The 24,594-nt window shown below is 55.1% G+C and carries 19 protein-coding genes; 14 read left to right on the top strand and 5 right to left on the bottom strand.

The window, feature by feature from the left end:
• The first annotated feature begins 544 nt into the window (after positions 1-544).
• Positions 545-880 carry a zinc ribbon domain-containing protein YjdM gene (locus tag M1D91_RS01820; RefSeq protein ID WP_437432129.1) on the top strand — a complete coding sequence of 112 codons (336 nt, stop codon included), beginning with the start codon at positions 545-547 and terminating at the stop codon, positions 878-880.
• Between the two features lie 7 nt (positions 881-887).
• Here the strand turns inward: M1D91_RS01820 and yjdP are convergent, their stop codons facing one another.
• A complete protein-coding gene (gene yjdP / locus M1D91_RS01815; protein ID WP_437432130.1) occupies positions 888-1,211 on the bottom strand; it encodes a DDRRRQL repeat protein YjdP in 324 nt (107 codons plus the stop codon).
• Positions 1,212-1,296: 85 nt separating this feature from the next.
• Positions 1,297-3,861 (bottom strand): ATP-binding protein, encoded by a 2,565-nt coding sequence (locus tag M1D91_RS01810; RefSeq protein WP_437432131.1) that lies wholly within the window; start codon positions 3,859-3,861, stop codon positions 1,297-1,299.
• A gap of 336 nt (positions 3,862-4,197) precedes the next feature.
• Between M1D91_RS01810 and M1D91_RS01805 the strand changes: the two genes are divergently transcribed.
• From M1D91_RS01805 to M1D91_RS01780, 6 genes are all read left to right on the top strand, one after another.
• The gene (locus M1D91_RS01805) at positions 4,198-5,718 is read left to right on the top strand and encodes a sugar ABC transporter ATP-binding protein (protein WP_437432132.1); all 1,521 of its coding nucleotides are present in this window, start codon (positions 4,198-4,200) and stop codon (positions 5,716-5,718) included.
• Positions 5,711-6,709 (top strand): ABC transporter permease subunit, encoded by a 999-nt coding sequence (locus M1D91_RS01800; protein ID WP_437432133.1) that lies wholly within the window; start codon positions 5,711-5,713, stop codon positions 6,707-6,709. The genes M1D91_RS01805 and M1D91_RS01800 overlap by 8 nt, the downstream gene beginning before the upstream one ends.
• 39 nt (positions 6,710-6,748) lie before the next feature.
• Entirely contained in the window at positions 6,749-7,690 is a 942-nt protein-coding gene (locus tag M1D91_RS01795; RefSeq protein WP_437432134.1) for an ABC transporter substrate-binding protein, read from the top strand.
• Positions 7,691-7,884: 194 nt separating this feature from the next.
• Positions 7,885-8,571, top strand: coding sequence for a D-lyxose/D-mannose isomerase (locus M1D91_RS01790; protein WP_437432135.1), 687 nt, complete (start codon positions 7,885-7,887; stop codon positions 8,569-8,571).
• 11 nt (positions 8,572-8,582) lie between these two features.
• Positions 8,583-9,443 carry a ketose 1,6-bisphosphate aldolase gene (locus M1D91_RS01785; protein ID WP_437432136.1) on the top strand — a complete coding sequence of 287 codons (861 nt, stop codon included), beginning with the start codon at positions 8,583-8,585 and terminating at the stop codon, positions 9,441-9,443.
• Positions 9,440-10,447, top strand: coding sequence for a carbohydrate kinase family protein (locus tag M1D91_RS01780; RefSeq protein WP_437432177.1), 1,008 nt, complete (start codon positions 9,440-9,442; stop codon positions 10,445-10,447). Before M1D91_RS01785 ends, M1D91_RS01780 begins: the two co-directional genes overlap by 4 nt.
• A 4-nt stretch (positions 10,448-10,451) precedes the next feature.
• Here M1D91_RS01780 and M1D91_RS01775 read toward each other — a convergent pair whose 3' ends face one another.
• Positions 10,452-11,183: a response regulator gene (locus tag M1D91_RS01775; protein ID WP_437432137.1), complete on the bottom strand. Its 732-nt coding sequence runs from the start codon at positions 11,181-11,183 to the stop codon at positions 10,452-10,454.
• 271 nt (positions 11,184-11,454) lie between these two features.
• On the opposite strand from M1D91_RS01775, the gene fdhF reads away from it, so the two are divergent.
• Both fdhF and M1D91_RS01765 read left to right on the top strand, forming a co-directional pair.
• Complete coding sequence (gene fdhF / locus M1D91_RS01770) at positions 11,455-13,602, top strand: formate dehydrogenase subunit alpha (RefSeq protein ID WP_437432138.1); 2,148 nt, start codon at positions 11,455-11,457, stop codon at positions 13,600-13,602.
• Between the two features lie 507 nt (positions 13,603-14,109).
• A complete protein-coding gene (locus tag M1D91_RS01765; protein ID WP_457976310.1) occupies positions 14,110-14,223 on the top strand; it encodes a Hok/Gef family protein in 114 nt (37 codons plus the stop codon).
• 97 nt (positions 14,224-14,320) lie between these two features.
• On the opposite strand, the gene gltP is transcribed toward M1D91_RS01765, so the two are convergent.
• Positions 14,321-15,634 (bottom strand): glutamate/aspartate:proton symporter GltP, encoded by a 1,314-nt coding sequence (gene gltP / locus M1D91_RS01760; protein ID WP_437432140.1) that lies wholly within the window; start codon positions 15,632-15,634, stop codon positions 14,321-14,323.
• A 413-nt stretch (positions 15,635-16,047) separates the two neighbouring features.
• On the opposite strand from gltP, the gene acs reads away from it, so the two are divergent.
• The 5 genes from acs (at position 16,048) to M1D91_RS01735 (ending at position 22,835) form a co-directional block, all read left to right on the top strand.
• Positions 16,048-18,006, top strand: a complete 1,959-nt coding sequence (acs, locus tag M1D91_RS01755) for an acetate--CoA ligase (protein ID WP_437432141.1) — start codon at positions 16,048-16,050, stop codon at positions 18,004-18,006.
• 275 nt (positions 18,007-18,281) lie between these two features.
• Positions 18,282-18,596 (top strand): DUF485 domain-containing protein, encoded by a 315-nt coding sequence (locus M1D91_RS01750; RefSeq protein ID WP_437432142.1) that lies wholly within the window; start codon positions 18,282-18,284, stop codon positions 18,594-18,596.
• Positions 18,593-20,251, top strand: a complete 1,659-nt coding sequence (gene actP, locus M1D91_RS01745; RefSeq protein WP_437432143.1) for a cation/acetate symporter ActP — start codon at positions 18,593-18,595, stop codon at positions 20,249-20,251. The genes M1D91_RS01750 and actP overlap by 4 nt, the downstream gene beginning before the upstream one ends.
• 146 nt (positions 20,252-20,397) lie before the next feature.
• The gene (locus M1D91_RS01740; RefSeq protein WP_437432144.1) at positions 20,398-21,696 is read left to right on the top strand and encodes a Gfo/Idh/MocA family protein; all 1,299 of its coding nucleotides are present in this window, start codon (positions 20,398-20,400) and stop codon (positions 21,694-21,696) included.
• A 224-nt stretch (positions 21,697-21,920) separates the two neighbouring features.
• Positions 21,921-22,835, top strand: a complete 915-nt coding sequence (locus M1D91_RS01735; RefSeq protein WP_437432178.1) for a LysR family transcriptional regulator — start codon at positions 21,921-21,923, stop codon at positions 22,833-22,835.
• Between the two features lie 28 nt (positions 22,836-22,863).
• On the opposite strand, the gene M1D91_RS01730 is transcribed toward M1D91_RS01735, so the two are convergent.
• Positions 22,864-24,510, bottom strand: coding sequence for a Na+/H+ antiporter (locus M1D91_RS01730; protein ID WP_437432145.1), 1,647 nt, complete (start codon positions 24,508-24,510; stop codon positions 22,864-22,866).
• Positions 24,511-24,594: the final 84 nt, after the last annotated feature.

Genomic DNA, 24,594 nt, shown 5'->3' with positions numbered 1-24,594 from the left:
AAGTTTCGGCTTTTATAATTACGTGTGGAAAATATCTTATAAAAGATAAGCGCCTGAAGATTATCAGGAAATTATATTTCTCTAGAGAGACTGACACAGTACACCCTCCACGCCAATTAAGGCCGGGGAGATACAGAGGGTAGCCCATTTTCAGGAGCTGCCAGAATATATCGTCATTTATTTACCCCCCCAATTTGCGAGGTAATTAACTGCCTTCGACTGAAAGCTTAGCAAGGATGACGGCATGTCATTATTAACACCGAATGCTTCATCCCACCTTATCTGAATTGGTAAAAAGTGGCAATTTCATGGCGAAAATATTCTAAATAGTATTCATAAGCGATTCCACAGTATCGGACGCATTCAGCATCGCTCAACGTGATGACAGGTTATGTCACCGTAATCACTTTTTTATCTTTTTCTGAAAAAAAGAATAGCACCAGCAAAAGTGCGGACTTGTTGTATAATCCCTCCCCTTTCTGGCAAAACACCGCCTTTTTTGCTGGCCTGTTTCCAGCGTCCAGGTACTTTTGAGGATATCCGCATGCAACTCCCTAACTGCCCACAATGCAATTCTGAATACGTTTATGAAGATAATGGCATGTTCATCTGCCCGGAATGCGCTCATGAATGGAATGACAACGAAGCCGCGCAGGATGGAGACGAACCGATCGTGAAAGATGCGAACGGCAATCTGTTGGTCGACGGCGACAGCGTCACCGTGATTAAAGATCTGAAAGTAAAGGGCAGCTCGTCGATGCTGAAGATTGGGACCAAGGTGAAAAACATCCGCCTGGTTGAAGGCGATCATAATATCGACTGCAAAATCGACGGCTTCGGCCCGATGAAGCTGAAATCAGAATTCGTTAAAAAGAACTAATACCTTTTCAGAACTGCTCTTCCAGCCGCCTTTCTTCATCGTCTAACTGTCGGCGCTCGCGATCGAGCTGGCGCTGACGGTCGTCGAGCCGGGCACGCCGGTCTTCCAGCTGTCTGCGCCTCTCTTCATACTGTCTGCTTTGATCGTCGCTGCGGCGGCGATCCTCTTCATAACGCCTCTGCTCGTCGTCGCGGTTTGCATCGTTCGGATTATAGGCATCATTAATCGCGCGCTGAATATTCCCGATGGCATCATCAACAATATCCGCCTGTGCGAACGGAGCAGAGAAAGAGAGCGTGCTGACGAGCAGCAGAGTTACATAAGATTTCATAATGCCAGCCTCGGAATTGGACTGGCTTAACCTTATTAAAGAGTCATCACAAGGAGTAGCGGAGGAATCCCAAACCGCCGCCCTCTTACGCCGCAATCCGCCGCAGCGCCTGGGCCAGTTGCCCACGGGTAAAGGGTTTTCGCAGCAGCTCCACGTCCGGCAGCGCCGGATTGTGCGCCGGGCGTAAATCCTGCCCGCTTATCAGTAACAACGGCAGATGCGGGTAGTGCAGGCGGGCAAAGTTGATCACCTCTGCGCCACTGAGCCGCCCCGGCAGCATTAAGTCGCTTATCACCATGCCAATCTCCTGCGACGCCGCCAGCAGTTGCAGCGCCTGTTCGCCACTCTCCGCCTCCAGCGTCAGATAGCCCAGCTCATGCAGCTGTTCACACAGGGTCTGGCGCACATCGGCTTCATCTTCCAGTACCAGAATCAGCTTCTCAGTACCCTCCTGCGCCTGAGTCGCATCCTGCTCCAGCGGGGCCGCCGCCTGCACAAAAGCGCGTGGGAGCTGTAACCGCACGGTTGTCCCCTGCCCGGGCGCACTTTCGATCTCCACCCGCCCCCCGGACTGGCGCACGAAGCCATAGACCATCGACAGCCCCAGACCGCTGCCGCTGCCGGTTTGCTTGGTGGTAAAGAACGGTTCAAAGACGCGCGCTTTCACCTCCTGCGACATGCCACATCCCCGGTCAATCACCTCCAGCGCTACCATATCCTGCCTGCGTCCGTCGGTACGGGTCACCCGCTGATTCCAGGTACGGATCTTAATCACCCCACTCTGCCCTTCCATCGCATCGCGGGCATTCATCACCAGGTTAATAATGGCGTTTTCCAGCTGGCCGACATCAATCCAGGCGGGCCAGGCGGGCTGCTGAGCTTCAATATCGAGGGTCAGTGATGCTGGCAGCGAGTGACGCATCAGTTCACTCAGGTTCTCAAGTAGCGGCTGCATCTCGACCGGATGCGGGTGCAACGACTGTTTACGGGAGAACGCCAGCAGGCGCTGGGTCAACAATGCACCGCGTTCAGCCGCTTTGAGCGCACGGGAGATGCGAACCGCATCTGGCGACGCCGGGCTCACCAGTTCAAGGCTACCGATAATCACCGCCAGCAGATTGTTGAAATCATGGGCCAGCCCGCCGGTCAGTTGCCCGACCGCTTTCATTTTCTGACTATGCAGCAACGCCTCTTCCAGCCCTTTGCGCTCGGTTCGGTCCAGCACCACGTTAACCATGCCGCGCCCCGGCACCGGGCTAAAGCGTAGTTCGATGGTGCGGTGGTCCGCCAGCCGTAGCTCCTGGGCCCTGGGCATCAGGCGCGATAAATTCTCCTGCACATGCCCTGGCAGATCCCCCACCTGACGCAGCAGGCTCTGGTAATGCATTCCCCGTTGCAGCGCCTCCGCATCCAGCCCCAGCAGCAGCGGATACTGCGGGTTCCAGACCACGAGACAGCCGAGGTTATCAAACAGGGCAAAGCCATCGCGCATGGCGTGAAAGGTGGTTTCAAGCTGGGTGCTTTTCTCTTTCAGCAGCCGGGAGGTGTGCTCCAGCGAGGCGGTATTGCGGGCAAAAACGTTAAACGCACGCGCCAGCTCGCCAAGCTCATCGCGCCGTTGCAGCGCAGGTACAGAGACATCTGCCTCCCCACGCGCCAGTTGCGCCATCGCCCGGGAAATCGCCGTCAGGTTGGAGCCAAGGTTGCGGTAGATATACCAGCCCGCGCAGCCGGTGATGATGAGCGCCAGCAGAGCAAAGGTGCTGATAAAGATGATGATGGAGTGCATCTCACGATGGCTTTGCGCGGTACGTTGTTCAGAGGCCCTCGCTACCTGCGCCACGTATTGATTGATATCGGTATTAAGAATGGCTACCAGCGCTTTGATATGAAACATCGACCAGTTGATGGCCATATCGCTCTCTTCCAGTTGCCCGGATAGCGGAGCGAGTTTCCCAAGCTCGGTTCTGAACTCTGCCACAATGCTGCTGACCATCGGATTTGTTGTCTGCGACGGCAGTTGTCTCATTACCGCCGTCAGTTGCTGCACCGTCGCCGTGGGTGAAGGGGTACGAATGGCCGCATCCAGCAATCTGTCCATCTCACTGAGCAGCCGGGGATCGGGTAGCGCCCCGCCTACACGCTGGTTGATATGCTGTACGTGGCGCAGATAGCTTTGGTTTTGATAGAGCGAACTGAGCAGCGTATTGCGCTCAAGGTGCCGACGCTGACCGCGTTCCAGCATTTGCGTTACGCTCTGTTCCAGTTCGTTGCTACGCGACGTAATCCGCTCGACAAGCTGAGGTTCAAGCCGTGCCAGCGGCGCCTGCGCCAGTTGTGACAACGAGCGCTGCAGCGCCGTCTGTGTCGCCTTCAGTCGCTCGGCTTCTCCTTTGTACTCCAGTGCGCCTACCACCTGCGATAAGCGCACCGCCGCCGTGGCAACGTTGGCGGTATCCCGCGCCAGATTCATGCTGGCGGTCATGTCATCCAGGGTTTGTTGCTGAACCTGTTCCTGTATCTGGCTGGCATGGCGAAAACCCAATACCGCCACGCCACAGACCATCAGGGTCACGGCCATCACCAAGAGGTTAAAGAACAGCAGTCGCCCACGGGCGCTGGCGAAGAACGAGTTGTGCCGATAAGGCATAGCGGGCTCCGGTGTCTGTGTTCCCCTCACCCTGACCCTCTCCCCGGAGGTGCGAGGGGACGCTTCGGTGCGGTCTGGTTTTTCCCCCCTCCCTTCCAGGAACAGAGGAGGCTTCAGTGCGGCCTGGTTTTCCCCCTCTCCCCAATGCGCCGGGAGCGGGTTTTCTCCCTCTCCCTTCCAGGGAGAGGGCTGGGGTGAGGGTGAAGGAAGTCATGTTACGTAACTGTGATCTTCGTTAACTATTCAACAATATGACAAATATGAATGCCCAATGACATTTTGCATTTATTTCGCCGTGTTGGACTGGCGTAAACCAAACCCTTGCAGGAGCAAGCAATGAGCAAGACGCCGGTTCTGGAGATGCGCAATATTGCCAAAGTGTTTGGCAAGTTTTATGCGCTAAAAGGGGTCGACCTGACGGTGTATGCCGGTGAAATCCATGCCTTAATGGGTGAAAATGGCGCAGGTAAAAGCACCCTGATGAAAATCCTCGCCGGGGCGTACACTGCCACCAGCGGTGAGATCCTGATAGACGGTCAGCCGTTTCATATTAAAGGGCCAAAAGACGCGCTGGCGGCCGGCATCACGCTGATTTACCAGGAGATGCAGCTCGCCCCCAATCTGACCGTGGCGGAAAACATCTTCCTCGGCAGCGAAATTTCACGCGGCGGACTGGTACAGCGCCGGGAAATGGTGGCCCAGGCGCAGAGCGTGATTGACCGGCTCGGCGCACAATTCAAAGCCAGCGATTTGGTAATGAAATTGACCATCGCTGAGCAGCAGCAGGTGGAGATCGCCCGCGCTCTGCACCGCAACAGCCGTATTCTGGTAATGGATGAACCCACCGCCGCCCTCTCCTCCCGCGAAACCCACCGCCTGTTTGAGCTGATCATGCGTCTGCGTGACGAAGGAATGGCGATCATCTACATCAGCCACCGTATGGCAGAAGTGTATGAGCTCTCTGACCGGGTGAGCGTGCTGCGTGACGGGCAGTACGTCGGCAGCCTGACTCGCGACAAACTCAACGCCTCTGAGCTGGTACGCATGATGGTGGGCCGCCCACTCAGTGACCTGTTCAACAAAGAGCGGGACATCCCCAAAGGCGACATCCGGCTGAACATTCATCACCTCACCGACGGCAGCAAAATTCAGCCGGTCAGTTTGCAGGTTCGCTCAGGTGAAATCGTCGGCCTTGCCGGGCTGGTGGGCGCGGGCCGCTCTGAACTGGCACAGCTGATTTTTGGCGTGCGTAAAGCCACCGGTGGGGTAATCGAAATTGATGGCGAACCGGTGGTGATTCACTCGCCGCGTGCCGCCATTGATTTGGGCATCGGGTTTCTCACCGAGAACCGCAAAGAGCAGGGTCTGTTTCTGGAGCTGGCGGCGCAGGAAAACATCACCATGGCGACCATTGAGCGCGACGCTAACTACGGCATGCTCGACCGCAAAAAAGCGCAGTCCATCTCCGATGACGCCATTAAGTTGCTCAATATTCGCGTACCCCACGCTCAGGTGCGGGCGGGAGGCCTGTCGGGCGGCAACCAGCAAAAACTGTTGATCTCCCGCTGGGTGGCCATCGGCCCGCGCATACTCATCCTGGATGAACCGACGCGCGGTGTGGACGTCGGGGCCAAGAGCGAAATCTACCGCATCATGAGCCAGATGGCGCGTCAGGGTGTCGCCATTCTGATGATTTCCAGCGAACTGCCGGAAGTGGTGGGGATGAGTGACCGCGTTTACGTGATGCATGAAGGCAGCATTGCCGGCGAGCTGGAAGGCGAGCGGATTAGCCAGGAAAACATTATGACGCTGGCAACCGGCGTTAACGAATCCCATCAGGTGGTGCACCATGACTGAATCTAAACATACCTCTGCCTCAACACCAAAGTCGGCCTCAGCGAAGAAAATGCTGATGGGCGATCTGATGCAAACGGTCGGTATTTTACCCATTCTGATCCTGATTGTGGCGGTATTTGGCTTTATCGCACCGAACTTCTTCACTGAAAGTAACCTGCTCAACATTACCCGTCAGGCCTCGATCAACATCGTGCTCGCGGCTGGCATGACTTTCATCATTCTGACAGGGGGTATCGATCTGTCGGTGGGGTCGATTCTTGGCACCACGGCAGTGGCGGCGATGGTCGTGTCGCTGATGCCTGAACTGGCCATGCTCTCAGTTCCTGCCGCACTGATGCTTGGCATGGTGCTGGGGTTGTTTAATGGCGCGCTGGTCGCCTTTGCCGGACTACCACCCTTTATTGTTACGCTGGGCACCTATACGGCATTGCGCGGTGCGGCTTATCTGCTGGCGGATGGCACCACGGTGATTAACTCCAGTATTGGCTTTGAGTGGATTGGTAATAACTACCTCGGGCCGGTGCCGTGGCTGGTGGTAATCGCCCTGGCAGTGATTGCCATCTGCTGGTTCATCCTGCGGCGTACCACGCTTGGCGTTCACATTTATGCCGTTGGCGGCAACATGCAGGCCGCCCGTCTTACCGGTATCAAAGTGTGGATGGTGCTGCTGTTTGTCTATGGCATGAGCGGTTTGCTCTCTGGCCTCGGCGGAGTGATGAGCGCCTCGCGCCTCTACAGCGCCAACGGCAATCTTGGAGCAGGCTATGAGCTGGATGCCATCGCGGCGGTCATTCTTGGCGGCACCAGCTTCGTCGGCGGTATTGGCACCATCACCGGTACGCTGGTGGGCGCATTAATCATCGCCACACTGAATAACGGCATGACCCTGATGGGCGTCTCCTACTTCTGGCAACTGGTGATCAAAGGGGCGGTGATCATCATTGCAGTGCTGATAGATAAATACCGTACCCGACATCATCAAAGTGCATAACAACAATATTTCCCTGAAAACCCTACGTGAGGAAAGAACATGCGTTTGAAACCCTTAGTCACCGCGCTCTGTGCTGGCGCACTGCTTGTCGCAACGCCGTTTGTCCAGGCAAAAGATCTGAAATCCATCGGGGTAACGGTGGGCGATCTTGCTAACCCGTTCTTCGTGCAAATCACCAAAGGGGCTGAGCTTGAGGCTCGCAAGCTGGCGGGTGATAACGTCAAAGTCACGCTGGTGTCGAGCGGTTACGATCTGGGCCAGCAGGTGGCGCAGATTGATAACTTCATCGCCGCAAAAGTGGACATGATTATCCTCAATGCCGCCGATTCTAAAGGCATTGGTCCGGCGGTGAAACGCGCCAAAGAGGCCGGGATCGTGGTGGTCGCCGTTGACGTGGCAGCGGAAGGGGCCGATGCCACTATTACCTCCGATAACACCCAGGCCGGAGAAATGGCCTGTAAGTACATTACCGATCGCCTGAAAGGCAAAGGCAACGTAGTCATCATCAACGGACCGCCGGTATCCGCCGTACAGAACCGTGTGGAAGGCTGCCAGACTGAATTCAAGCGCCACCCGGATATCAAAGTGCTCTCGTATAACCAAAACGCCAAAGGCAGTCGCGAAGGGGGTCTGGAGATCATGACCTCGTTGCTGGCTGCGCATCCGAAAATTGACGGCGTGTTTGCGATTAACGATCCGACCGCGATCGGGGCCGATCTGGCAGCAAAACAGGCGCAACGCAACGAATTCTTTATCGTCGGCGTGGATGGTTCCCCGGACGGTGAGGAGGCGCTGAAGCGTGAAAACTCCCTGTTCGTAGCCACCCCGGCGCAGGACCCGCAGGTCATGGCGGCCAAAGCGGTGGAGATCGGTTACGACATTCTGCAGGGTAAAGCGGCGCCAAAAGAGCCGGTGCTGATCCCGGTGACGATGATCGACAAGCAGAACGTCGGGAACTACAAGGGCTGGACGGTTAAGTAAGTGCGGATTCTTCCCCTCACCCCTGCCCTCTCCCCATAGGGGAGAGGGAGCAAACCATCCCCTCGCCCCTGTGAGAGAGGGAGCAAACCATCCCCTCGCCCCTGTGGGAGAGGGAGCAAACCATCCCCTCGCCCCTGGGGGGAGAGGGTTAGGGTGAGGGGCACAACGCGCTCAAATGCCATCAGGAGATCGCCATGAAACGCTCCGAAATCAACGAAATACTCGGCCATACCCGCCAGTTCTTTTCAATGCACGATGTGCATTTACCGCCGTTTGCCAGTTTCCCGCCCACTAAATGGCGGCAGCTCGACAAAGGGGCCTGGCGAGAAGTTTTTGACCTCAAGCTCGGCTGGGATGTGACCGCCTTCGGCAGTACCGATTTTTACACCCAGGGGCTCACGCTTTTTACCCTGCGTAACGGCTCCCCAAACGGCACGCCTTATGCCAAATGCTATGCCGAGAAAATCATGCACGTGCGCGACGGGCAGGTAACGCCGATGCATTTTCACTGGCGCAAGCGTGAAGACATCATCAATCGCGGCGGCGGCAATCTCATCATTGAGTTGTGGAATGCCGGTGCCAGAGAAGAGACCGTCAACAGCGACGTGACGGTGGTGATTGATGGCTGCATGCAAACGCATGCAGCAGGCAGCCAGTTGCGGCTCTCCCCCGGAGAAAGCATCTGCCTGACACCAGGCCTGTACCACAGCTTCTGGGGCGAAACGGGCTTTGGTGATGTGCTGGTCGGTGAGGTCTCATCGGTTAACGACGACGACCACGATAACCACTTTCTGACACCCGTGGATCGCTATAACGACATTCTGGAAGACGAAACCGCACAGTTAGTGCTGTGTAACGAATACCGTCTGTTTCTGGATTAAAGGAGATTCCCATGCCGCTGATTTCGCTTGCTGAAGGTTTAACCCATGCCCGTGAGCACCGCTATGCACTGGGCGCTTTTAACGTGCTCGACTCTCATTTCCTGCGCGCCCTGTTTGCGGCGGCAAAACAGGAACGTTCGCCGTTTATTATTAATATTGCCGAAGTCCATTTTAAATATGTCTCCCTCGACTCGCTGGTGGAAGCGGTAAAGTTTGAGGCCATGCGCAGCGACATCCCGGTGGTGCTCAACCTCGACCACGGCCTGCATTTCGAATCGGTGGTGCGCGCGCTGCGGCTTGGTTTCAGCTCGGTGATGTTCGACGGCTCAACGCTGGAGTACGAGGAGAATATTCGCCAGACGCGGGAAGTGGTGAAGATGTGTCATGCGGTGGGCGTGTCGGTGGAGGCTGAACTGGGCGCCGTGGGCGGCGATGAGGGCGGCGCACTTTACGGCCATGCCGATGAGGCCTTCTTTACCGACCCGGCCCTTGCGCGCGACTTTGTCGATCGCACCGGCATTGATGCCCTGGCGGTGGCCATCGGTAACGCTCATGGCAAATACAAAGGGGAGCCCAGACTCGACTTCACGCGGCTGGATGAGATTCGTCAGCAAACCGGCCTGCCGCTGGTGCTGCACGGTGGCTCCGGGATCAGCGATGCGGATTTCCGTCGCGCCATCTCGCTCGGCATCCATAAGATTAATTTCTACACCGGCATGTCTCAGGCAGCACTCGATACCATCGAAGCGCGGATGGCCGATCGCCAGCCGGTGTATGACGAGTTCGCCCAGTTATTGTTGAGTATCGAAGAGGCCATTACCGATACCGTCGCCACGCAGATGCGCACCTTTGGCAGTGCGGGGCAATGCTGATGGCGCGCCAGGGGATTATCGCCGCCGGAAATATGCTGGTCGATCATGTGCATCAGATTGTGCAGTGGCCGGAGCGTGGCTGGCTGGCGGAGATCACGCAGAGCGAACGCTCCACCGGCGGCGCGCCACTTAACGTGCTGCTGACGCTGGCAAAAATGCATACCGGTATGCCGCTTCAGGCCGTGGGGCTTGTGGGCGAGGATAACGACGGTGATTATATTATGGCGATGCTGGAGCAGTACCACGTTAATCGCCAGCACGTGCAGCGCACCACCGTGGCGCCCACGTCAATGTCGCAGGTGATGACCGACCCTACCGGACAGCGCACCTTCTTCCACTCGCCAGGGGCAAATCGCCTGCTGGATCTGCCCGCGTTTGACCGTCTCGACACCACCCTGAAAATCTTCCATCTTGGCTACCTGCTGCTGCTCGACAGTCTCGATCTGCCGGATGAAGAATATGGCACCCGCAGCGCGCGCCTGCTGGCGCAGATGCGCGAGCAGGGTTATGAAACGTCCCTTGATTTGGTCTCCCGCAAGGGCGACCCGCGCTATCAGCCGCTGGTCGTTCCCTGCCTGCCGCATCTTGATTATCTGGTGATTAATGAGCTGGAGGCGGGCGAGTTTAGCGGGCTTGAGATGCGAACAGCTGACGATGCGCCCCATATCGACCATATCTCCCTGGCCGCGACCCAACTAATGAACGCCGGTGTGAAACAGCGTGTGGTCATTCATTGCCCGGAAGGCGCATGGGGATTGCAGGCCGGCAGCGAGGGCCAGTGGGTGGCATCACGACTGCTCAGACAGGAAGAGATTGTCGGTAGCGTGGGGGCGGGAGATGCGTTCTGCGCGGGCCTGTTGTACGGCTGCCATGAACGCTGGTCGCTGGTGCAAAGCATTCAACTGGCCCATGCGTGTGCCCGCGCCAGCCTGTTATGCGCCAACGCTATTGATGGTGCGAAGACGCTGGAGGAGCTTAAAGCAGAGTTAACGGATGCGGCGTAGCCTGTTACGCCGCTTTATTATTGTCGGCCACGTCAGCGGCAAACACATAGCCGATGCCGCGAATGGTTTTAATGAGCGCGGGCTGGTGTGGATTGATTTCGATCTTACGCCGCAGGCGCATAATCAAGACATCGATGGTGCGATCAAACACCTCGATACTTTCACTGTGCGTGAGTTCCAGTAACTGCTCCCGGTTCAGGACACGGCGCGCATTTTGCACCAGCGCCAGCAGCAGACTGTACTCGCCCTGGGTCAGCGCCACGGTCTGCTGCCGGGGATCCTGTAAGGCGCAGCGTGCCGGGTCGAGATGCCAGCCGTTAAAACTGAAACCAGCCACCTTCACGTTTGCCGCTTCTGTCGCCAGCGCACCGGTTCGCCGCATGACGGCTTTGACCCGTGCCACCAGTACGCGGCCATTGAAGGGTTTACCAATATAGTCGTCGGCCCCCATTTCCAGCCCCACCACCACATCGGACTCACTGCCGAGGCCTGTCAACATAATGACGGGCAGCGCCGGGCGCTGCTTTTGCAGTTGTTGTAACACCATCAATCCGTTGATGTCCGGCAGAACCATGTCCAGCAACACCAGCGCTATCTCCGGATGACGCGCTACCGCCGCGATAGCATCCAGCCCGTTATGGCAAACGAGAACGGTAAAGACATGCTCGCTGAGCACATCGTTCAGCAGTTCACACACCGCCAGATCGTCATCCACTATCAGAATTGCAGGTTTCATCGTCCGCATCCGTCAGGAAAGTTTACCTATTCTGCTTTATTTTATTTGGCGGATGCATAACGGCGGTGAATTAATGCTGTTTTTATAATCACCGTCACATCCCCCTTCCCTGTGGTCACGTCAAATCTGACGACATCCTGCCCGTCGTCAGCATTTTGAACAGAAATTGGGCTTAAGATCCGGCAATACCCACAAAAGCAGCATGGCTTAGATGATGCATAATGGGTGTGATGGCGCGAAAGCGCGCTTTTTCTTAACTGGAGCGATAGCGATGAAAAAAGTCGTCACGGTTTGCCCCTACTGCGCCTCAGGTTGCAAAATAAACCTGGTGGTGGATAACGGCAAAATCGTTCGGGCGGAAGCGGCGCAGGGTAAAACCAACCAGGGTACGCTGTGTCTGAAAGGCTATTACGGCTGGGATTTTATCAACGACACCCAGATCCTCACTCCTCGCCTGAAAACCCCTATGCTCCGTCGTGAGCGTGGCGGCAAGTTGGAGTCCGTTAGCTGGGACGAAGCCCTGGAGTACGTCGCCAGCCGCCTGAGCGCCATTAAAGCGAAGTATGGCCCGGATGCGATTCAGACGACCGGCTCGTCACGGGGCACGGGTAACGAAACCAACTACATCATGCAAAAATTTGCGCGCGCCGTTATTGGTACTAATAACGTCGACTGTTGCGCACGCGTCTGACACGGCCCCTCGGTTGCAGGTCTGCACCAGTCGGTCGGCAATGGCGCAATGAGCAATGCCATTAATGAAATCGATAACACGGATCTTGTGTTCATCTTTGGCTACAACCCGGCAGATTCCCACCCCATCGTCGCTAATCATGTGATTCGCGCAAAACAGAACGGGGCAAAAATCATCGTCTGCGATCCGCGGAAAATTGAAACCGCGCGCATTGCGGATATGCACGTGGCGCTGAAAAACGGCTCCAATATTGCGCTGCTGAATGCGCTCGGACACGTCATTATTGCAGAAAAGCTTTACGACCAGGCATTTGTGGCGTCACGCACACAAGGCTTTGATGAGTATAAAAAAATCGTCGAAGGCTATACACCTGAGGCGGTAGAAGAGATTACGGGCGTGCAGGCAACGGAGATCCGTAACGCGGCGCGTCTGTATGCCGGGGCGAAAAATGCCACCATTCTTTGGGGCATGGGCGTCACCCAGTTTTACCAGGGGGTGGAGACCGTGCGCTCGCTGACCAGTCTCGCCATGCTGACCGGCAACCTCGGCAAACCCCATGTCGGGGTTAACCCGGTACGTGGTCAGAATAACGTCCAGGGCGCCTGCGATATGGGAGCACTGCCGGATACCTTCCCCGGCTATCAGTTCGTGAAAGAGCAGGCCCACCGCGATAAATTCGCCAGGGCCTGGGGCGTGGAAAGCCTGCCTGCACATACTGGCTATCGCATCAGCGAACTGCCACACCGCGCGGCGCACGGTGACGTGCGTGCGGCTTACATTATGGGAGAAGATCCGCTGCAGACAGACGCAGAGCTCTCCGCCGTGCGTAAGGCGTTTGAGGATCTGGAGCTGGTCATCGTGCAGGATATCTTCATGACCAAAACCGCGGCGGCAGCGGATGTCATTTTACCCTCAACGTCATGGGGCGAACATGAAGGGGTGTACACGGCGGCTGACCGTGGCTTCCAGCGCTTCTTTAAGGCAGTGGAACCGCAGTGGGATCTGAAAACGGACTGGCAGATTATCAGTGAGATTGCCACCCGCATGGGTTATCCGATGCATTACCACAACACGCAGGACATCTGGGACGAATTGCGTCACCTCTGCCCGGAATTCTACGGTGCCACCTATGAAAAAATGGGTGAACTGGGCTACATCCAGTGGCCGTGTCGTGACACCTCGGATGCCGATCAGGGTACCTCGTATCTCTTTAAAGAGAAGTTCGACACCGATACCGGCCTTGCGAAGTTCTTCACCTGCGACTGGGTGGCACCTGTCGATAAACTCACTGACGAATATCCGATGGTGCTCTCTACCGTGCGTGAAGTCGGCCACTACTCCTGCCGTTCGATGACCGGTAACTGTGCCGCACTTTCTGCCCTGGCGGATGAACCCGGCTATGCGCAAATCAACGTCGCCGATGCCGTGCGCCTTGGTATTGAGGATGAAGCCCTGGTGTGGGTGAACTCACGTAAAGGGCGGATTATCACCCGTGCACAGGTCAGTGAGCGCCCGAACAGAGGAGCTGTGTATATGACCTACCAGTGGTGGATTGGTGCCTGCAATGAGCTGGTGACCGAGAACCTCAGTCCGATTACCAAAACGCCGGAGTACAAATACTGTGCCGTCAATATTGAACCTATTGCCGACCAGCGTGCCGCGGAACAGTACGTCATTGATGAGTATACTAAGCTGAAATCCCGCTTGCGCGAAAGCGCGATGGGGTAATACCTTCGGTAAAGAATAAAAGGCGCAGAGGATTTAGTCCCTGCGCCGTTTTATTTCCACCAATAATTAATTCATTATATAAATATTAAATAGCTCTTTTGCGAGTGTTATTCCATGAACATGGAATAAATGCAACGAAATTACATTCTGCTTTGTCTTTATTTTAACACCCTAAATAATTCGAGTTGCAGGCAGGCGGCAACGCAGCGAATCCCCAGGAGCTTACTCCAGTAAGTGACTGGGGTGAGTGAGGAGAGCCAACGCACATGCAGCTTGAAGTATGACGGGTATATGAAATTGAATGTTATACGTCGCGGTGCTTAAGGCTTTCTGGTCTTGAGCATTATTGTTGAAGGTCAGAGAGTGGAAAAGCCCAGGGCTAGTTTCCAATAACCCGAGGCTACTCTACCTCAACTCCAAACAAGTTGAGAGTGGCCTCGTACCCTTTTTTTACAAGGAGTATTAGGCATGGAGCCATTAAAATAGACGTTGGCCATTCTTATTATCGTGTGTCTGACGATCCTGACGTTTTCATTTATTCATCGTGGGAAACTGTGCGAATTATATATTCGTGGAGAGAATCAGGAGGTAGTAGCGAAATTAGCCTGTTCGTTAGGTTAACTCTCGGGCGGGGAAACTCGCCCGACTTATTTGGAAGTGAGGTTCTTAATGCACCCAATTTTTCTCCGCCCTCATTATGGTGAGGGCGGAGCAAAGATTACTGGTCGGCGGTTTTTTCAAACTTACCGAGCATTTCACGCTCGTAAGCCTGTGCTTTTTTGCTGTCGAAGCGGTGTTCCCACTTGGCGATAACCAGCACAGCCAGCGCATTACCAACCACATTCAGTGCGGTACGCGCCATATCAAGGATACGGTCAACGCCGGCAATAAACGCCAGACCTTCCAGCGGGATACCGACACTACCGAGCGTTGCCAGCAGCACCACAAAGGATACCCCCGGCACACCCGCGATCCCTTTTGAGGTCACCATCAGGGTCAGCACCAGAATAATCTCCTGGCCGAGCGACAGATCAATGCCGTACAGCTGGGCAATAAAGATAGCCGCAATACTCTGGTACAACGTAGAGCCGTCGAGGTTGAATGAGTAACCGGTTGGCACCACGAAGCTGGTGATTGACGCCGGGGCACCGTAGGCTTCCATCTTCTCAATGATACGCGGCAGCACGCTCTCAGAGCTCGCCGTGGAGTAGGCCAGAATCAGCTCTTCTTTCAGGATGCGGATAAGCGTCCAGATGCTGAGCTTGCAGATACGCGCCACGATCCCCAGCACCACCAGTGCGAAGAACAGAATCGCGAAATACACCAGGATAACCAGCTTTGCCAGCGGCCACAAAGAGGCGAAACCAAAGTTGGCGACCGTCACGGAAATTAACGCAAATACCCCAACCGGCGCATAGCGCATCACCATATGGGTAACTTTAAACATGGTTTCTGAAATAGAGCGGAATACGGTCACCAGCGGTTCGCGATGCGTGGCAGGCAGTGAAGAGAGCCCGAGGCCAAACAATACCGAGAAGAAGATGATCGGCAGCATATCGCCTTTTGCCATTGAGGCCACGATATTGGTCGGCACCAGGGAGAGAATCGTCCCCATCAGGCCATGAGCATGACTTTGCACCTCGGCCGTCGTGCTCTGATATTTCGAAATATCCACCGATGCCAGTTGCGTCATATCGATGCCCGTACCTGGCTGGAACACATTCGCCAGCGTAATACCCAGCACGATAGCAACCGTGGTGATCACTTCGAAATAGAGAATGGTTTTCAGGCCAATTCGCCCCAGTTGTTTCGCATCACCGACACCGGCAATACCGACAACCAGCGTGGAAATAACAATGGGCACCACAATCATTTTAATTAAGTGGATAAAGATATCCCCTGCCGGAGACAGAAGATTCGCGATAAGCCATTCACGGCTGTCGCTCTGGTAATGCAGATAGCTGCCCAGAAGAATACCCAGCACCAGGGCCAGCAAAATCTGCCAGGCCAGGCTGACTTTCAATGTTTTCATAACTGCAGAGATCCTCAATAAAGCGACTTTCCCGACCGGGGAACGACTCATAGGGAAAGGGTATGGTTAGCGTCACACGCTCTTACGGGGTTTTTTAACGCGCGTTATCAGTACCATTTGCAGGGTGTAACGTGCAACCCTTTACCAGAAGGGGTATTGACTGATTTTTTGTTTAAAACCGCATTTTTATACCATTTATCGTGCATAACTATTTGTTATGAAACCGCTTTTTTTGCGCCTATTTTAGATAATGCCCACGGGTAATTATTTCCCTGCAAAGTTTCATTTGCCCATTTTTCAACCTGTTCATTAATGCGTGATCTGTCGCGCAAATAATAAACAAAGCCGGCAAAGCCCCTACAATTAACGTTTATGTGACATATCATTAACATCCTACAAGGAGAGCAAAAGCCATGAGCCAAATCCATAAACACGATATTCCCGCAAATATTGCGGAGCGTTGCCTGATTAATCCGGAGCAGTACGAGGCGAAATATCAGCAATCGGTCACCGACCCGGATGCGTTCTGGGGCGAGCAGGGTAAAATCCTTGACTGGATTAAACCTTATCAGAAGGTAAAAAATACCTCCTTCGCGCCAGGCAATATTTCAATTAAATGGTATGAAGACGGCACGCTTAACCTTGCGGCTAACTGCCTGGACAGACACCTTTCCACGCGTGGCGATCAGACCGCGATTATTTGGGAAGGTGATGATGCGACGCAAAGTAAAAACATCACTTACCGCGAACTGCACCGTGACGTCTGCCGCTTTGCCAATGTACTGGTGGATCTTGGCATCAAAAAAGGCGATGTCGTGGCTATTTATATGCCGATGGTGCCTGAAGCTGCCGTCGCCATGCTCGCCTGCGCGCGCATCGGTGCGGTTCACTCGGTTATCTTCGGCGGCTTCTCACCCGAAGCCGTTGCCGGGCGCATCGTGGATTCCAGTTCACGGCTGGTGATAACCGCCGATGAAGGGGTACGCGCAGGACGCAGCATTCCGCTGAAAAAGAACGTCGATGATGCGCTGAAAAACCCAAGCGTCAAAACCGTTGAACATGTGGTTGTACTCAAGCGTACCGGCGGCAACATTGAGTGGCATGAAGGCCGCGACCTGTGGTGGGATGCGCTGACTGCAACCGCCAGCGACGAGCACCAGCCGGTTGAAGTTAATGCGGAAGATCCGTTGTTTATCCTTTATACCTCGGGTTCAACCGGCAAGCCGAAAGGGGTGCTGCACACCACTGCCGGCTATCTGGTGTATGCCGCAAGCACCTTTAAATATGTCTTCGACTATCATGATGGCGATGTCTACTGGTGTACCGCCGACGTCGGCTGGGTCACCGGACACAGCTACCTGCTGTACGGGCCGCTGGCCTGTGGCGCGGTCACGCTGATGTTTGAGGGCGTACCAAACTGGCCAACCCCGGCACGCATGAGCCAGGTGGTCGATAAGCACAAGGTGAATATTCTTTACACCGCACCGACCGCGATTCGCGCCCTGATGGCCGAAGGCGACAAAGCGATTGAAGGGACTGACCGTTCTTCACTGCGCATTCTCGGGTCCGTGGGCGAGCCAATCAACCCGGAAGCCTGGGAGTGGTACTGGAAAAAAATCGGCAACGAAAAATGCCCGGTGATGGACACCTGGTGGCAGACCGAAACCGGGGGGTTCATGATAACGCCGCTGCCCGGCGCTACCCAGCTGAAAGCCGGTTCCGCGACGCGTCCGTTCTTCGGTGTGCAGCCTGCGCTGGTGGATAACGAAGGGAATCCCCAGCAAGGAGCGACCGAGGGTAACCTGGTGATTGTCGACTCCTGGCCGGGACAGGCCCGCACGCTCTTTGGCGACCATGACCGTTTTGAGCAGACCTACTTCTCCACCTTCAAAAACATGTACTTCAGTGGCGACGGCGCACGTCGTGACGACGATGGTTATTACTGGATAACCGGTCGCGTGGATGATGTGCTGAACGTCTCCGGACACCGTCTGGGCACCGCCGAGATTGAGTCAGCGCTGGTCTCTCACCCGAAAATCGCCGAAGCCGCGGTGGTCGGTATTCCGCACAATATTAAAGGCCAGGCTATCTACGCCTATGTCACGCTGAACCACGGAGAAGAGCCGACCCCTGCGCTCTACACTGAGGTCCGTAACTGGGTGCGTAAAGAGATTGGCCCGCTGGCGACGCCGGACGTGCTGCACTGGACCGACTCGTTACCCAAAACCCGCTCAGGCAAGATCATGCGCCGCATTCTGCGCAAGATTGCCGCCGGAGATACCAGCAATTTGGGCGATACATCCACTCTGGCCGATCCTGGTGTCGTGGACAAACTGCTCGAAGAGAAGCAGGCCATCACCATGCCATCGTAACGTTATTCTCACCCTACCCCTCTCCCATCCGGGGGAGGGAATAATATAAAAAACCCCTCCCCAAAGGATTTTGTGTTGCAGGAAGGCGGCAAGCGAGCACATCCTCAGGAGCATAGTGAACTATGTGACTGGGGTGACAAATCTGTATGGAACAGATTTGAACGTTACTTGTAACGGCCCCGTCAGGGGCGAGGCCCAGGGATGGGCCGAGTAACGAGCGCAGCCAACGCACCTGCGGCGCGAAAGACGAAGGGGATACCTCTGGAGACTCTGTGATGAATGACACCATTTATCAACGGATTGAAAACAACGCGCATTTCAGGGAGTTAGTCGAAAAAAGGCAACGGTTTGCCACCATATTGTCGCTTATTATGCTGGTGATTTACGTCAGCTTTATTCTGCTTATCGCTTTCGCCCCTGGCTGGCTCGGGACACCGATTTCCGACGGCAGTAGCATCACGCGCGGTATTCCGATTGGCGTGGGTGTGATCCTGATTTCATTTATTCTCACCGGCGTTTACGTCTGGCGTGCCAACGGCGAGTTTGATCGTCTGAACAGAGCGGTTCTGCAAGAGGTAAAAGCACCATGAAACGTTTTTTGATGGCGCTCGCCGCCCCACTTCTCGTCACCTCTTTCGCCTCTCAGGCGGCGGATGCGCTCACCGGAGCTGTGCAGCGTCAGCCAACCAACTGGCAGGCGATCATTATGTTTGTGATTTTCGTGGCGTTCACGCTCGGTATCACATACTGGGCTTCAAAACGTACCCGCACCCGTAGCGACTATTATACGGCGGGCGGCAATATTACCGGCTTTCAGAACGGCCTGGCGATTGCCGGAGACTATATGTCGGCGGCGTCGTTTCTCGGCATCTCCGCGCTGGTCTTTACTTCCGGGTATGACGGGCTCATCTACTCACTGGGCTTCCTGGTGGGCTGGCCTATCATTCTGTTTCTGATTGCCGAACGTCTGCGTAATCTTGGTCGCTACACCTTTGCTGACGTCGCCTCCTACCGCCTGAAACAGGGGCCGATTCGCACACTCTCTGCCTGCGGCTCGCTGGTGGTGGTCGCGCTTTACCTCATCGCACAGATGGTGGGTGCCGGTAAGCTCATTCAGCTGCTGTTCGGCCTGAACTACCATGTTGCCGTGGTGCTGGTGGGTGTGCTGATGGTGATGTATGTACTCTTCGGTGGCATGCTCGCTACCACCTGGGTGCAGATCATCAAAGCCGTGCTGCTGCTGTTTGGCGCCACCTTTATGGCCTTTATGGTGATGAAACACGTTGGCTTTAGCTTCAATAACCTTTTCACCGAAGCGATGGCGGTACACCCCAAAGGGTCTGCCATTATGAGCCCGGGAGGGCTGGTGAAAGATCCTATATCCGCCTTGTCTCTGGGGCTGGGTCTGATGTTCGGTACGGCAGGTCTGCCACACATTCTGATGCGCTTCTTCACGGTGAGTGATGCACGTGAGGCGCGTAAAAGCGTCTTTTATGCCACCGGTTTTATGGGCTACTTCTACATCCTGACCTTTATCATCGGCTTTGGTGCCATCATGCTGGTGGGGGCGAATCCGGCCTTTAAAGATGCGGCAGGTGCATTGATTGGCGGCAACAACATGGCCGCTGTCCATCTGGCGAACGCCGTGGGCGGTAACCTGTTCCTTGGCTTTATCTCAGCCGTAGCCTTCGCCACCATTCTGGCGGTAGTGGCCGGCCTCACGCTGGCAGGTGCTTCGGCGGTGTCTCATGACCTCTATGCTAACGTGTTCCGTAAAGGGGCAACCGAACGTGATGAGCTGAGAGTGTCGAAAATTACCGTGCTGGTGCTGGGTGTCGTCGCCATTCTTCTGGGTATTCTGTTTGAAAATCAGAATATTGCCTTCATGGTAGGCCTGGCGTTCTCCATTGCTGCCAGCTGTAACTTCCCGATCATTCTGCTCTCCATGTACTGGTCCAAACTGACCACCCGTGGCGCAATGATTGGCGGCTGGCTGGGGCTTTTGACCGCGGTTATTCTGATGGTGCTGGGCCCGACCATTTGGGTGAAGATCCTGGGTAATGCCGCTCCGATATTCCCTTATGAATATCCGGCACTCTTCTCCATCGCCGTGGCCTTTATTGGTATCTGGATCTTCTCAATTACCGATAATACCGCCGAAGGGCTGCGTGAACGCGAGCAGTTCCGTGCGCAGTTTATCCGTTCGCAAACGGGTATTGGCATCGATCAAGGTCGCGCGCATTAATCACACTCCCCGGTCATTCTGGCCGGGGATCACATTTTTCTCCCCGCACAGTATCCATCCTCAGCCGTAGCGTTACAGTAAACAAGCAAACTGAAACATTGTTTTATTACTTAGATACGCTTATTCATTGAGTCAAAGAGGATGCTATGAAGAAATATGCTCTTGTGGGTACAGGGGGACGTGCCGGGCTTTATATTGCCGCCATCGGGGGGCAGTGGAAAGAGAATGCGCGGATGGTCGCCTTTTGTGATACCAATCAGACGCGAATGCAGTATGCCAATACCTTATTAACAAAAGAAGGCGCAGAGCCGGTTTCGACCTGGCCTGCCGGGCAATTTGAAGCGATGATCCATGAAACGCGCCCGGATATTATTATTGTCACCACGATGGACCGCACGCATGATGATTATATTGTGCGGGCGCTGAAAGCAGGCTGCGATGTTATAACCGAAAAACCGATGACCATTGATGAAAAACGCGCCCTGCGTATTCTCGATGCCATTGAAGAGACCGGCCATACCGTGCGTGTGGCCTTCAATTACCGCTATGCGCCTCACCACAGTAAAGTGCGCGAACTGTTAATGAGCGGTGCCATTGGCGAGGTTTACTCTGTCCATTTCGAATGGCTACTGAATACCGAGCACGGTGCAGATTATTTCCGTCGCTGGCACCGGGAGAAACGCAACAGCGGCGGCCTGCTGGTCCACAAATCCACTCACCATTTCGATCTGATGAACTTCTGGCTTGATAGTTACCCGCAGCGGGTTTACGCCGAAGGGGCGCTCCGTTTTTATGGTAAAGAGAATGCGGAAAAGCGTGGCGTTACCGACTTTTATCCACGGGCTCACGGCTATCCGGCGGCGAAAAATGACCCTTTCGCGCTGCATATGGAGGAAAATCCGCAGCTCAAAGCGCTCTATCTCGATGCAGAACATGAGGATAACTACTGGCGCGATCAGAGCGTATTCAGCGATGGGATCACCATCGAAGATACGCTCTCAGTACTGGTGAAATACCAGAACCAGTGCCAGCTCAGTTATTCGCTGAATACGTACTTGCCCTGGGAGGGACTGAACGTGGTGTTTAACGGCAGTCTTGGGCGACTTGAGATGAAAATCGTTGAAAAATCCTACGTTAACGCCGGAGGCGCGCGCGCTGACGAGGGTAGTCTGGAGTCCTGCAATATTACGGTATTCCCGATGTTTGCGCCCGCCTGGGAGGCGGATTTTACCCTGGGTGAAGGGGGTCATGGCGGCGGCGATAACGCGATGCTCGCCGACCTGTTCGGCACGCCAGGCCATGATCCGCTTCAGCGCGCGGCCGACCACCGGGCAGGGGCCATGTCTATTCTGACCGGCATTGCGGGAAATCTGTCAATGCAGCAACAGCGCCCGGTCAATTTCAGCGAATTTGAACTGGTGTCGCGCCTCAGAAAGCAGCAATAGAGAATGAGCAGCGCGGGTCACTCCGCGCTATTTTTTTGTTGGGCTTTATGGGGTTTTATGCAGCCGGCAGCGATGCGTTTTTTATTACCTGCAGACACTGAGGAGACTCAGGTTATTTTCATCACTATTTCTTGCACAAATGAGACAGAGGCCGCGTACAGAGTGCCACCGCTGCGTTCAGAAATACATTAAACTCATTGCAGGCAGGGTCTTAAGGAATAATGATGGATATCCGAACGCTGCGTTATTTTGTCGAGGTGGTGCGCCAGCAAAGTTTCACGCGCGCAGCGGAGCGCTTATTCGTCACGCAGCCTACCATCAGCAAGATGCTTAAAAACCTTGAGGATGAACTTAACTGCACACTGCTTATTCGTGACGGGCGCAAATTATTGCTCACTGATACCGGACGGGTGGTGTTCGAACGTGGCCTGGCAATTCTTACTGAATTTCGCCAGCTGGAGGACGAACTGGGTGATATCAACGCGCTGAACAGCGGCGTGCTGCGCCTGGGTATTCCCCCGATGGTTGGCATGTTAATGGCGGGTCCCATCGGTTTATTTCGCCAACGCTATCCAGGGGTCGAGCTGAAAATTGCTGAGTTTGGTGGCTTATCGGTGCAGCAGGCTGTCATTAATGGGGAGCTTGATGTCGCCATGACGGCCCTGCCGGTAGCGTCGGACAGCGGCCTTGCCGCCCTCCCCCTGTTCAGCCATCCGCTCTGTGTGCTGACGCCGCGTTCCGGTGAGTGGCACACCATGAAATCCATTACGCCGGCACTGCTTGCCGACCACCCGCTGCTCATCTACAACGAGGATTTCGCCTTAAGCCGCCAGCTTAATCAGCTCTTCAGTGAACATGGTGTGAAACCGCAAATTGCGGTACGCAGCGGGCAGTGGGATTTTCTTGCCGCGATGGTGCAGGCTGGCGTGGGCATTGCTATTTTGCCTGAGCCAATCTGTCAGCGTCTCGACAGGCAGACGCTAAACTGGGTTCCACTGGAGAGCGATTTGCGCTGGCGGTTGGGGTTGATCTGGCGCGACGGCGTTTACTTATCACACAGCGCCAGAGCGTGGCTGACGTGCTGCGAGGGATTTTTTCTGAACACGACCACAACGGTCTTTGACGCCACAGCCCGGTAAGCGTCTCGTTACCGGGCGGGCAAAAGGTTTATTTGTGCTCTACCAGCAGTGACTCCAGTAAGTCCAGATCGTGAAGCATCTTCTGCAGCGTCTCATTACTGATTTGACGGGTTGCACGCAGATGGTACAACTCAGCGCGCTCTGACCGCAGTGCCGCCAGACGAAAGCGCCGCTCCAGGTTCTCTTCCATTAGCGAACTTTCGACATTATTACGGCCATCCGCACGACGTCGCAGGTTTCCGATAACCCTTGAGCTGACTTCGGTAAGCAGCTGATTATCGATGTTCTCTTCAGCATCTGCCGCCATGCGCTCTTCCATCTTCTGGATCGCGACAATCGCCACTTCTGCCGTTGCTGCACGAGCCATGCGTTCTTCTTTGAACTGCTGCGTATGGTCACGCACTTCAATGTGCTGGAGCAGTTGCGGCAGGGCAATCACCCCTACAAACAGCGAGAAGAGGATAACGCCCGCGGCGAGGAACACCAGTTCATACCGGGCCGGGAAGTCCATACCGTTTGGCAGGAACAGGGGAACAGACAACACACCCGCCAGGGTAATGGCCCCACGCACGCCCGCAAAGGTGGCAATCAGCAGCTCACGTGTGCTCCAGGAACCAAACTCCATCGGCTTCTTGCGTAAAAAGCGTTTGCTGAAGTTTTTCATGGTCCACAACCAGCCAAAGCGGACCAGCATCAGCGCCAGATAAATCAGTACGATGTCAGTAAACAGCATCCAGGTTTCGACATTGGGATCGGCCTCCGCCGCCACCAGAGAGGACTCCAGAATACCCGGCAGCTGCAGGCCTAACAGCAGGAACACCATGCCATTGAAGACAAACTCCAGCATCGCCCACGTGCTGTTGGCTCGCAGGCGCATAGCCAGCGGCGCGGTACGCATCATGCCGGAACGGGTGATGGTCATCCCCGCCGCCACCGCCGCCAGGATACCGGAGAAACCAATATGTTCAGCAATCAGATAAGAGGCGAACGGCAGAAGGAACAGCAGAACTATCTGGGTAGCAGGTTCATCACCACCCCAGCGGCTGAGAAAACGCAGTGAGCGACCATACAGCCAGCTCACCACAAACCCGGCGAGAATGCCGCCGATGGCCACTTTGAAAAATTCGACGGTGGCACCGCCGATGGTGAAGACCATCGTGCCCATTGCCACGGCCACGGCAAATTTTAGCGACACCAGGCCAGAGGCGTCATTCATCAGCGCCTCACCCTGCAAAATACCCATGATTTTCTTTGGAATGCGCCCTTCGCCGACAATACCCGACAATGCCACCGCATCGGTGGGTGACAACACCGCAGCTAACGCAAAAGCCGGTACCAGTGGAATGCCTGGCACCAGAAAATAGATGAGAAAACCAATTCCCACGACGGTCACAACGACCAGCGCCAGCGCAAGACCGAAGATCTCTCGCCCATGCTCGAGAAACTCTCGCGTCGGTGTTTTCCAGCCATCAGCGAAGAGCAGCGGCGGGATAAAGAGGACCAGAAACAGTTCCGGATCAAACTCCACGTGCAGACCAAACGTAGGAAAAGCCAACAGCGCGCCGATGGCAATTTGCATCAGCGGGAGGGGGATCTGGAAGGGTAAAACACGGGTAACGACCCCGGAGAGCGATACCACGAGGATCATGATGAGAATGGTAAAAAAGAGTTCCATGCGTTCCCTGTTGCAATGTTTTTTATAAAGGCGTCATGCCTTGATAATAGAACATCCAGCTTAACGCAATGATAACGAGATGTG

The organism is Enterobacter sp. SA197 (assembly GCF_054131575.1).
The sequence above is the reverse complement of the archived record's forward strand: the minus strand, read 5'-3'. Positions and strand labels throughout refer to the sequence as shown.